We start from the raw sequence: 10,741 nt of genomic DNA on the forward strand, positions 1-10,741 counted from the left end.
ACCGATTTTGAAGTCGGCCGATTGCTGAAAACATTTGATGATCTGAATGTGGATGCGGAACTGCGCGGCTATGTTGGCGGTTATTATTTTGATAATTCGGCACCCGGATTCAAGGAAATGGCAGGTCCCCGCGCACGGGTTGAATTTCGGATGTTCGATCTTCCGTTTCTGGGCAACGGATCACGTGTGGTTCTGGGCGGGCAATATCAGTATGACGAATTGCGCGGCTCGCAGGGGACAGGGATGCTAATGGTTCGCATACCTCTTCCCGGTAATGGAGACAGTAAGCGTCTGAACCGATTCCAGCGCCGCATGGTCAATCCGATCATGCGTGATCTCGATATCGTACTCAATCAGGCGCGCGGACCAGTGGAACATGCCAAACTGCAATCAAACGGTCAGATGCTGCAGAACATTACAGTGATTGACGCGAACACTGCCAGCGCGGAAGCGGTCTTCAACGCAGCCGGTGCGGACAGTGTGGTGCTGTTTGACGGCAGCGCAGGCACGATTAATACCGGCAGCGGTTTTGTGTTCAATAATGGGCAGCTTGCTTTGGCGGGCGGCAAGAGTGTGAACGTGGTGGGCTGTGATTCAGGGGCCGTCGCCAGCTTCAGTTATGGTCCGCATACGATCGTCAATGGAACGGTGAATACCATCGACGTGTTTACGCTGGCAGATAACGCCACCATTGTGGGCATGAATATTACCGGGGGCAAAAACGGAATTTATGGTAACGGGATCAGCGGTTTCGCGATCAACTGCAATACGATCAGTGGCGCCCTGGAAGACGGAGTGCATTTAGATGGCAATATCAATGGTGCCGTCACCGACAATACTTTCAGCGGGAATGGCGTCGGGAATAATAATGATGGCCTTCAAATTCAGAACTTTGTGGGGGGGAGTGTCACCGGTAATATCTCCCGCAACAATGATTATGGATACTACCTGGTGAATGTCAGCGGCGGAACAATCAGTAATAACCTGGCCGAGAACAATACTTACGACGGGTTTGATTTTGATACATTTTCCGGTGGTACTGTTTCCGGGAATACCTCAAGGAACAATGGAGAAGACGGGTATTATTTCGATGGCACGATCACAGGCGGCGTCTTCTCAAATAATATTGCCGAGAACAATGAGAACTTCGGGTTCGAATTTTATCGGATGACCGGGGGAACCATCAGCGGTAACCAGGCTACTGGAAATGATTATGCCGGGTTCGCATTCTATCATAAGGTCTTAGGCGGGACGTTTTCGGATAATATCGCTACACATAACGATGATGGATTTTTCTTCAATAATGACGTCACCGGTGGAACGTTTACCGGGAATGTCGCAAGTAATAATACTGACGACGGGTTTTACTTTGATGATGATGTCTCAGGCGTTATCTTCACCGGAAACGTCGCGAATCAAAATGGAGAGGATGGTTTCAACTTTTATGATGTGAGTGGTGGAACCATCAGTGAGAACAGTGCTACCGGAAACGGAGTGAATGGAATTAAGTTTGGTGGCGAGATCAGTGGCGGAACCATCAGCAATAACAGCGCGATCAACAATACTGATGACGGGTTTGACTTTAACGAGATCTCAGGCGGAACCATCAGTAATAACCTCGCCTCAGGAAATAAAGAAGACGGGTTTGATTTTGACGATGTCTTCCTCGGCGGTACGTTCAGCAATAACACATCCATCGGAAATACATTTAATGGATATGATTTCAGTGCTCCCATTGTTGGTGGAACCATCAGTGGAAACAGTGCCGGGAATAACTCGGGCGATGGTTTCATGATCAATCTCTTTAGTGGCGGGAATACGGCCACCTTCACAGGCAATACTGCCACACAAAACACGGCGAAAGGTTACGACGTGCTGTCTGGTACGCCACAAAACGGCGCGGGGACAAACACCGGTTCAGGAAATGGAAGCGACGACGATTTCTGATCATGAGGAAGCAGTCTATAAGGGTGACTGCATTTCTCAATGGCCCGGTTCCCATCCTGTCTGGAATCGGGCCATTTGTTCTTTGAGCAGCCGGTTTTCCTCCTGCAGCGATTTAATCAGCGGCAGCACTTCATTTGCTGGATACCGTTTGTGAATGTGCTGCGGACAATTCATGTCCCAGGCTTCTATCGACAACAGAATCGCGCGTTCCGCTCGGGCGGGATATGCAGGGTCATGCAGACGTTGGATAAGTTCCTGATCGTTTTCTTCCACCCACGCGGTGCCCCAGATTTTGATACGGCGGCTGTGGACATAGTCCATCAAAAACAGAAATGCCTGCGGGTTTTCCGCCAGATTTCCGAGTGTGATATATTGCTGATTGCCACCAAAATCGGCAAAACCCAGTGTTTTTTCATCAACGACTTTGAGAAAACCCGGACTGCCGCCCCGGTATTGAATATAAGGTTGGCCGGCCCGATTCGCCGTTCCCAGATAAAACATGTCTAGTTCGGCCAGAAAGGCTTTCAGTTCTGCTGTCACTTCGGTCTGCCAACCATAACCCTGTTCCACTTTCGCATACAGCGAACGTGAACCCTTTCTGGTTTGAACCGCTTTGACAGATGGCGTAAACGCAATATCGCTGGGATAATGATTCATAAATAGACTCCCGGTCAAACGAGATCTGGAAACGAGCAGCCGCGACTTGCAGAATATTCTACAAGCCACGGCTGAAAAATTAGAGTGAGATTATTCGGTTTTTCTGCAGAGGAAGCTTCGCATCAAGCGTGCAATGATCGGGCCGTCTTCTTCAAGCGCGAAGTGACCGGTATCCAGCAGATGGAATTCCAGGTCTTTCAGATCGCGTTGATAAGGATATGCACCCGCAGCCGGAAAGATTTGATCGTTCTTGCCCCAGACAATCAACGTCGGCGGTTGATGGGTTCGCAGATACTCCTGCCATTGAGGATACAGCGGCGGATTGCTGCCATAACTTAAGAATAACGCGAGCTGAATTTCCTGATTCCCGGGGCGGTCCAGCAGGGGTTGCACGTGCCCCCAGGTATCCGGACTGATAACGTCCTGATTACGAACGCCGGTCGTGTACTGCCATTTGGTGGCGTCCAGAGTCAGCAATGAGCGCAGCTTGTTGCCCTGTTCCTGTGAAGGATTTTTCCAGTAGGCTTTCACCGGCTCCCAGAACGGATTGTCGAGACCTTCGTTATATGCGTTTCCATTCTGGATGATGAGCGTCTCGACGCGTTGCGGATGTTTGACAGCCAGTCGAAAGCCGATCGGGGCACCGTAATCCATCAGGTACAGAGAATACTTTTTAAGCTTCAGTTGTTCGGTGAATTGTTCGATCACATTGGCGAGATTCGCAAATGAGTAATCAAACTCACCGACGGGCGGGGCACTACTATAGCCGAAACCGGGATAATCAGGGGCAATCACATGATACTTGTCTGCCAGTGCGGGAATGAGATTGCGAAACATGTGAGAAGACGTGGGGAACCCGTGCAGTAGTAACAGGGTGGGGGCATCTTTGGGTCCCGCTTCTCGATAGAAAATATCGAGGCCGTTTACTTTGACGGTGCGATATTGTACCTGCCGGGGTTGAGTCGGTTCTGCCAGGGCCGAACTGGTCAAAATGGCTGCGATCATGATCATACTCCCGCTGAAAATGGCCTGCTTTCGATAGTTCATCTGAATTCTTTCTATGAATAAGAAACAAGAGTGTTGATTTGATAGAACCTCTCATTCGTGATATTACGAATGAGAGGCGGTTCGTCGTTCATTAAGAACAGGTTGATCCTTCCGCATGACAGCACGCGGCACTCTCTGAGTTTAGTGGTGCCACTTCAGGAAAATCGATCTCGGTTTGTGCCATGTGGTTGAAGTAGTTCGTGAAGATGTTCAGCGCCACGTTGGCTGCGATTTCGGTAATGGCGGCATCATCGTGACCTGCGTTGCGTACGTCCTGTAGATCCTGGTCAGAGACATGGCCCTGTTTTTCCAGAATCTTGCGGGAGAACTTCAGCAGGGCATCAGTGGCGGGTTCTGCATCCGCGCCGGTCCGATTCTGTTTGATCTGTTCCGGCTTCAGGCCGACCATTTTGCCGAGTGTGGCATGGGCAGCCAGACAATAGCCGCACTGATTGAACTCGCCGACCGTCAGGGAAATCTGTTCTCGATGCTGTTTCGAAAGGGCACCACCGGCTAAGGTGCTGCTGAATTTAAGATAAGCATCCAGAGCGGCCGGGGAATGCGCCATTGTCCGCATGAGGTTGGGGGTCATTCCCAACTGGGCCTGTACTCCCGCCAGTAACGCTTTTGATTTTCCTGCTGCTGCTTCAGGGGCGATCGCGATTAAACGTGGCATCTTGCTTCTCCTTCAATGATGAGTGTGTAAATAGTGGTTTAAAGTAATAATAGACAGACAGGTCTGTATATATATGGTGAAATAAAAATGAAACTCTATTTCCGTTTCGCTTTGGCAATCAGTATCGAGGCCGCCTCTTCTGCGATGTCGGCGGCTTCTGCAGTTCCTTCGCTGACAGACGTGACAATCGCTCCTTCAACCAGGACAGAAATGGCCGGCGCGACGGCAGCGGCTTTCGGTCCTGCCGTTTCGATAATGATGTTCGTTAACATTTCACGGAACCGTCGTTTGTGTTCGGAACAAAACCGGGAAGCTGCATGATCCGAATCTGCCAGTTCCACTGTCGTATTAATAAAAGTACACCCCCGATAACCGGGGCTCTTGAACCAGTCTCGCAGCCCAGCAAAAAACGCTTTGAGCGGACTCATTCCCTGGGATAAATGAAGATCCATCCGTTTATTGAAAAACAGATCGAACTGCTCCTCCCGAAATTTGAGCACCTCCAGAATCAAATCGTCCTTGGACGGGAAATGGTTATACAACGTCATCTTGGCGACCCCTGCCTCGGAAATCACCCGGTCGATTCCGACAGCGCGAATACCCTCTGCGTAAAACAGCTTTTCAGCCGTTTCCAGAATTCGTTTGCGGGCACTTGATGGTCGTTGTGTTTTGCTCATACCGTAAATATACAGACCTGTCTGTTTATGTCAAACCCTCATTTTAAAAAAATATGGTTTTGCGACGAATGACACTTCAAGCAGATATGTAAAGCAGGATCAGCCGACGGCAGAAGTCAGATTTCAAAGGGGGGGCACGAATGCCGCGAACACGATGTGGCAGCTCGATTTCAAGTTCAAAAACGGACTCAATCCGCTTTCTCGCTGCTCATCGAAATCACTCCTAATCAACCAGTTCCACCCCTTCCAGGAATTCCTCGAGTGAATCGGCGAGTTTTTCGACGTCGCCTCCGTCGCTGGGGTAAAACACCCAGACCGAATATTTATCTGCAGGATCGACGCAGAGCAGATCTTCATTGTTGCAGCCAATGGTTAACCAGCCGGCGATGCGTGAAAAGGGGATCTCATTTCCTTCATCGTCTTCAGTGCTCGATTCGCCGGTGGCTTCCATGATGATTTTCACCAGGAGTCTGGCTTGATCGATACAGAGGGTTTCGTCGTCGTCGATCTCAATCGTTTCCAGCAGTTCCTTATGGCCCGCTAAGACCCATTCTTCGTCGTCGAATTCCAGATAGGCGTCTTCGCCGATCTCGTCGAGCCACTTCAGGTAATTTTCCGGCAGATTCAGTTTTGGGGAAGTCATTTCAAGACCCCTTATGCAGCATGTGATGATTGAGAACGGTTGCCCCGGTCACGGCAGACCGGCGACTTAAAATACGCAAAACTTGAGTCTCTGATTCAGAGAGAACGCTGCAAGGACTGCATGTCACGCTTCCTGTGAGAACTGGGCATATCCTAGCAGTACGGAATTCCAGACTTCAAGCCGAAACAATGGACAATTTGGATGATTCAGCAGATGCGTGAAGTACGGGTTCCATGATCTCAGCCTTTCAGGGTAAACATCCCGATAAAGAAGAGAATCAGCAGGATCACCACCACGAGTATACAGCCGGTTTCTGCTGGTCGCCTTTCAGCTCCGACGGTGGCATGATATCGCACCAGATCTTCGATTTGCTGTGCATCCTTGGGGTGACCACATTCACAGGGGCCGATCTCGGAGTAGCGCAGTTCCAGGCATTGGGGGCAGCGACCGCAGCAACTGCAATAGGCAAGATTGCAGTTAGGACAGGTTTTCACTGTCTGCGATCGTTTTACGCCACAGGCGGGGCATCTCCCGCAGCCAGGGCAAGCGGTACGCGTGGGATCAATGAGTGTGTCGCAACCCGGACATCGAATGAAAGGGGTTTCGCTCATGTCAGGGGGCCTCATCGATCAGAGACGGCTGCTTGCTCTGGCTGATTCGCAGAGTTCAACTGTGATCAGAACAGAAAGGGCAGCGATCTGTTAAACGGCTGTTTTTTTCTCTTTCTGGGGTCTGCTGTGTTCTTCGTCATGATAGTAGTTAGTCAGAATCGACTTCATCTCCTGATTCCCCTTGGAGACCAGGACGATGTCGTCCCACATTTCTTCGGTGAGCAGCACTTTCAGAGGTTGTTCGAGGCGGGGGATGCGATGGAATACCTTGAGCAGTTTTTTGTCCCAGACTTTGTAGTACTTGATTAAATCGTTGGGATAAACGATTTTCCGTCTGGTTCCTTCATCGATGCCGCGGAAGGGAGAGGGGATATTCAGATAGCCGTAGTCGTCGGTCAACTGCTCGCCGGGGTGAATATCCCGGATGGCGATTTCGAAGTCGTAGGCGGTGGTCAGGCAGTTGGAGTTGAAGCTATGGTTGACATAGCGGCCGTTGTCCCAGCACAAAACCAGATTACCTTGATTGTTCCGGAAGGAGTAGGTGTCCAGAATGTTTTTGTAGATGTCTTCCATCGACTGAAATTCGAGGGCGTTGAACTCGCGGTCCAGCTTATCCAGAACCCAGGTGATGGAGCCGGCGGGGATGAATTCGGTCGCGACAACGCCGTAGCCGATTTCGTTACTGATGAATTTCAGCTCAGTTTTGGGGTGTATCATAGTTTCTTTCCTGACCCGATGACGGGCTAATACACGGAAGGAATGTCTCGGCGACGATCCCTGACTTCAGGACTGACCGCCAGACGGAATTTCAATTCACACAGCACCTCTTTGTTAGATGTTTCATTTCAGGAGGATATATACCGAGGCGGCTCAGGTTTGCACAGCCCCGGTTCAAATAAATTCCACGAATCCGGAAAGGTTTTTTTTCGGGTCCGGGGACTGGTTTCCGTTCGCGGTGGGTGCGGGCAGGTTGCAGGAGAGTGCGGGGCGGTGCGCAGGGACAGACAGCGGGAGCAGGGGGGAGTGAATTCGGTTTTACCGGTCGACCGTTTAGACCGACGGAATCGCCAGCGGGTCAGGACCGTACTCGTTTTCGAGCGGCTCCCCTTCCAGTACCATCAGAACTAAAAAAACCAAAGAACCGACCATGGGAATCAGTCCGATAAACAGCCACAGTGCGCTCCGGCCGGTATCGTGGAGACGGCGGACCGTCACGGATAGCTTGGGCATCAGCACCACACACAGATAGAACAGCAACAGCCCAAAGCCCAGTCCGGATAACTCGGGCGGTCCACTCAGAGCAGTGCCGATCACGGTCCCGATCACAAAAATCAGGATGGCAAAGATCGTGTCGAGCAGCGTAAACATCCAGTATTCCATTCGACGGGCGCGGCCGTCAAGCACAGCATACTTCTTCAGGACAGTCAGATACCAGTGCATAATGAAACCGATTCAATTGGGATGAAATAAAACTTTGAAGGTTCAAAAATATTCCAGGGAGTCTCTGCGCAGCTCAGCGGGCACAGAGACTCTCCCGGTACATTCAGAATGCCAGATCCGGGTAGCAGAGTCGGCTCGGACGAGTGCGACACTATTCCGGCTCCGGTGCGAGTTTCGGATTCGGCCCGTAAGTATTTGTATTCGGATCACTATCGAGAACCGTGAAAATAAACAGGATGATTGCTCCGAAAAACGGAACCAGCGGAATGAGAATCCACCACCCACTCCGGTTCGTGTCATGTAGTCGTCGAACGGTGACCGCGAGACTGGGGAGGAAGATAAATAACCAGTACAGTCCGGAAAGAGAAACCGAAATCAGCCCTCTTGAATCACCAATGATTGCGCCGATGATCCCGATGACAAAAGAGACCAGAATATTGATCAGAAGGAACATCCAGTATTCTTTTCTGCGTGCCCGTCCGCTGAAGTCTGTATATTTTTTGATGACTGCCATGTACCAGTTCATGTCGTAACCTTTCATTTCACTCGTGATTTGATTCTTGGAAAAGCCAGAAGTGTGAGCGAACATCTTTTCGCGACGATTTCGCAGCAGAACGAAACAGTCCGACCAATCTGCTGAAAAGTAGCTTGCGGAAGTGTACTATAATGGATCTGTTCAGGTTTTCAAAAGAAATGCAGGCATTGAGAGCGCGGATATAAGGGTTATGTCGACTGCATCATCCGTAAAGGGGGGGGGATTTCACTCAGACCAGACGGCAAATTCATTTCCGGAAGGTTCGGCGAACTGAAACCGCCTGCCGCCGGGGAAGGCGAAGATCGGCTTGATGATGGTTCCGCCGGCTGCTTCGACTTTCGCCAGGGTTTCTTCCAGTCTCTCACTATAGAACACGATCAGCGCCGCGCCGTTCGCGGATGTGGAATTCTGGTCAGATTGAAAAAAGCCGCCGTCCAACCCCTCGTCCGAGAAAGCCGCATACGCGGGACCATAGTCGGTAAACGTCCAGCCAAAGGCGGCTTCGAAAAAGGATTTGGTCGCCGCCAGATCTTTCGCAGGGAATTCGACGTAGTTGATTTTTTCGTGTGCAGGCATGGAGGGAGTTCCTGGTCTAAGGCATTTAACGGAACGTTAGATCGCGTTGATTCAATAGTTTAGAGAGTGGTTCTCAGAAATGCGATCTTAAACAAGATTCACATTAACCGCGGCTAACGCCGTGCGGCTGATCCGGTGTTTGGTGATTTCCCAGCCGGAATGACTTATTAGCCGCAGGGCATTAGCCCCGGTTCTTCTTCAGTCCGTTATTAACCACACATCTTACCGTTGATTCTGTCATCTTTCCAAAGAAGAATCAAAATCAAGAAACACAACCAGCAGGAAATCAAGCCGTAAACTGCAGTCTGATTAACGGGTTCCCCGTCGGTTCATGAATCGATTCCGATAACGGCGTAAAACCGTAACGTTGATAAAAAATGCGTCCGATGCGGTTGGCTTCAAACACTTCGACTTCCAGATCGCCGCGCAGTGCGTGTGCCTTGTCCATCAACGCTTTACCGGCACCCGTGCCATGAAATTCCGGCTGGACAAAAATCGCACCGACTTCATTCCCCAGTAAGGCGATGAAGCCAATGACCTGACCCGCCTGCTCAATCACCCAGGTTTCCGCGTTCGGCAGATACAGATGGGGAATATTGTATCGTTCCTGATCCAGAAATTCGTCTGACAGAAACGGATGAGCCAGCCGGGTCGCATTTTCCCAGGCCGCTAAGACATTGTCCAGGTCTTCCGCCCGATATTCGCGAACAATTCGATTCATATGAGTTCCTGATGAGCAAGTAAGAAGAAAGATCCGTGATTCGAGACGGATGATGGTAAGCTGTCGACACACAGGGATCGAGCATGTTCGGACCGATTATGGAAATTTCTCAAACGGCCACGTGGATTTCATACCGGAACCGATCCACTCATCGAGTTTCTTGAACGTTTCCTGCTGTGCTTGATATGCTTTTGAATCATAAGGTTCGAAATGAGCCAGACTGAGGAGCACGGAACGCATCTGGTCGGGGGACGGGCTATTTTTGTAGAGTTCCAGATGCCTGTCCTCGCTTAAAAACAGCCAACTGAATGGTCCAGAGGCTAGAGACGATAACTGCTGCACCAACATGGTCTGTCCAAAAACGTTATTCAATCTTGCAAAACTGTTCCGCACCCAGACATGTTCATGCTCTGGTTCGATGTGGGCCTGATACCAGTCGCTACAGGTTGTGGGGCGTTCCCAGGAAGAGACCAGAAAGCCGGCACCGGTCACTCGTTGCTCCGTATGTCTCATTCCACAGATGGCACATTTGAAATACGTTTCGCTGATCACAGGAAGCAGAAACAGAAATAAGCCAACTGGAACAAAGAAGATCAGCCTGCGAATGATCCTGCGCTTGCGAGGCACCGCGACGGCAATGGTTTTTGGTTGGCTTGATTCGTCACTCATCAGCGACCTCAGAGAAAGTAGTATAACCCATCTCTATAACATAACCGATTAACCTGAGAGTCACTACAAAAATCAGATAATCCGGTTGATTTTCGATCAAAGAAAACAGCCCCGATGAATGTGGATTCATCGCAGCGATTTTTGGTTCCTGGAACCTTTGTTTGTTTAAGGTCGAAAACCGGGGCGGATGTGTCCGGTCTGCAAAGGCACAGGCTTGGATAAGACAGTGCATCATCGTTACACAACCGGCGGTCACGATGATCGTTCCTGTCCCTACTGTCACGGCGAGTGCTACCTCGACGAGGATGACGAGGGGACTTCACAGAAAAGATAAAAGGGATCAGATGACCGGTTGTGTCACGAGATTTCCTCATCTACGATTTCGGTTTCCACAGCAAATTTCCTCAAGTAGTAAGCAACAACGCTGAATGCCATCACCGCTAGAAACAATAATAGTATCTTGAATGACTCGAATGAAAGCCGCCAATAGGCGACTGCAAAAACCAATATGAAGGCTAATACCATTAAAGTGATGACGAGAT

14 protein-coding genes are annotated in these 10,741 nt (G+C 50.2%); 1 reads left to right on the plus strand and 13 read right to left on the minus strand.

The features are described from left to right. The coding region (locus Q0294_RS05470) for a right-handed parallel beta-helix repeat-containing protein (protein ID WP_299461705.1) at positions 1-1,947 on the plus strand (1,947 nt) is incomplete at its 5' end. Positions 1,948-1,983: 36 nt separating this feature from the next. On the opposite strand, the gene Q0294_RS05475 is transcribed toward Q0294_RS05470, so the two are convergent. The 13 genes from Q0294_RS05475 to Q0294_RS05535 form a co-directional block, all read right to left on the minus strand. Beyond that, a complete protein-coding gene (locus Q0294_RS05475; RefSeq protein ID WP_299461707.1) occupies positions 1,984-2,604 on the minus strand; it encodes a pyridoxamine 5'-phosphate oxidase family protein in 621 nt (206 codons plus the stop codon). Positions 2,605-2,694: 90 nt separating this feature from the next. Beyond that, entirely contained in the window at positions 2,695-3,609 is a 915-nt protein-coding gene (locus Q0294_RS05480; RefSeq protein ID WP_366917909.1) for an alpha/beta hydrolase, read from the minus strand. A gap of 133 nt (positions 3,610-3,742) precedes the next feature. After that, complete coding sequence (locus Q0294_RS05485; protein ID WP_299461712.1) at positions 3,743-4,327, minus strand: peroxidase-related enzyme; 585 nt, start codon at positions 4,325-4,327, stop codon at positions 3,743-3,745. A 95-nt stretch (positions 4,328-4,422) separates the two neighbouring features. Then, entirely contained in the window at positions 4,423-5,004 is a 582-nt protein-coding gene (locus Q0294_RS05490) for a TetR/AcrR family transcriptional regulator (protein WP_299461714.1), read from the minus strand. Between the two features lie 223 nt (positions 5,005-5,227). Continuing rightward, a complete protein-coding gene (locus Q0294_RS05495; protein ID WP_299461715.1) occupies positions 5,228-5,647 on the minus strand; it encodes an SMI1/KNR4 family protein in 420 nt (139 codons plus the stop codon). 239 nt (positions 5,648-5,886) lie between these two features. After that, a complete protein-coding gene (locus Q0294_RS05500; RefSeq protein ID WP_299461717.1) occupies positions 5,887-6,141 on the minus strand; it encodes a hypothetical protein in 255 nt (84 codons plus the stop codon). 207 nt (positions 6,142-6,348) lie between these two features. Beyond that, complete coding sequence (locus Q0294_RS05505) at positions 6,349-6,975, minus strand: SET domain-containing protein (protein ID WP_299461719.1); 627 nt, start codon at positions 6,973-6,975, stop codon at positions 6,349-6,351. Positions 6,976-7,308: 333 nt separating this feature from the next. Next, positions 7,309-7,662, minus strand: a complete 354-nt coding sequence (locus tag Q0294_RS05510; RefSeq protein WP_299461721.1) for a DUF805 domain-containing protein — start codon at positions 7,660-7,662, stop codon at positions 7,309-7,311. Between the two features lie 187 nt (positions 7,663-7,849). Continuing rightward, positions 7,850-8,224 (minus strand): DUF805 domain-containing protein, encoded by a 375-nt coding sequence (locus tag Q0294_RS05515; protein ID WP_366917910.1) that lies wholly within the window; start codon positions 8,222-8,224, stop codon positions 7,850-7,852. A 234-nt stretch (positions 8,225-8,458) separates the two neighbouring features. Next, complete coding sequence (locus Q0294_RS05520) at positions 8,459-8,809, minus strand: VOC family protein (protein WP_299461725.1); 351 nt, start codon at positions 8,807-8,809, stop codon at positions 8,459-8,461. 286 nt (positions 8,810-9,095) lie between these two features. Next, a complete protein-coding gene (locus Q0294_RS05525; protein ID WP_299461727.1) occupies positions 9,096-9,530 on the minus strand; it encodes a GNAT family N-acetyltransferase in 435 nt (144 codons plus the stop codon). A 96-nt stretch (positions 9,531-9,626) separates the two neighbouring features. Then, complete coding sequence (locus tag Q0294_RS05530) at positions 9,627-10,199, minus strand: hypothetical protein (protein WP_299461729.1); 573 nt, start codon at positions 10,197-10,199, stop codon at positions 9,627-9,629. Between the two features lie 357 nt (positions 10,200-10,556). Then, positions 10,557-10,741, minus strand: a 185-nt coding sequence (locus Q0294_RS05535) for a hypothetical protein (protein ID WP_299461731.1), incomplete at its 5' end; no start/stop codon positions are given.

Origin of the sequence: uncultured Gimesia sp. (assembly GCF_937919775.1) — a bacterium.
Taxonomy (GTDB): domain Bacteria; phylum Planctomycetota; class Planctomycetia; order Planctomycetales; family Planctomycetaceae; genus Gimesia.

Bases quoted from the DNA above. Each gene is read 5' to 3' on its own strand.
- Q0294_RS05495 (WP_299461715.1), bottom strand. From the start codon at position 5,647: ATGACTTCCCCAAAACTGAATCTGCCGGAAAATTACCTGAAGTGGCTC.
- Q0294_RS05505 (WP_299461719.1), bottom strand. From the start codon at position 6,975: ATGATACACCCCAAAACTGAGCTGAAATTCATCAGTAACGAAATCGGC.
- Q0294_RS05530 (WP_299461729.1), bottom strand. From the start codon at position 10,199: ATGAGTGACGAATCAAGCCAACCAAAAACCATTGCCGTCGCGGTGCCT.
- Q0294_RS05475 (WP_299461707.1), bottom strand. From the start codon at position 2,604: ATGAATCATTATCCCAGCGATATTGCGTTTACGCCATCTGTCAAAGCG.
- Q0294_RS05515 (WP_366917910.1), bottom strand. From the start codon at position 8,224: ATGAACTGGTACATGGCAGTCATCAAAAAATATACAGACTTCAGCGGA.
- Q0294_RS05490 (WP_299461714.1), bottom strand. From the start codon at position 5,004: ATGAGCAAAACACAACGACCATCAAGTGCCCGCAAACGAATTCTGGAA.
- Q0294_RS05520 (WP_299461725.1), bottom strand. From the start codon at position 8,809: ATGCCTGCACACGAAAAAATCAACTACGTCGAATTCCCTGCGAAAGAT.
- Q0294_RS05480 (WP_366917909.1), bottom strand. From the start codon at position 3,609: ATGATCGCAGCCATTTTGACCAGTTCGGCCCTGGCAGAACCGACTCAA.
- Q0294_RS05525 (WP_299461727.1), bottom strand. From the start codon at position 9,530: ATGAATCGAATTGTTCGCGAATATCGGGCGGAAGACCTGGACAATGTC.
- Q0294_RS05485 (WP_299461712.1), bottom strand. From the start codon at position 4,327: ATGCCACGTTTAATCGCGATCGCCCCTGAAGCAGCAGCAGGAAAATCA.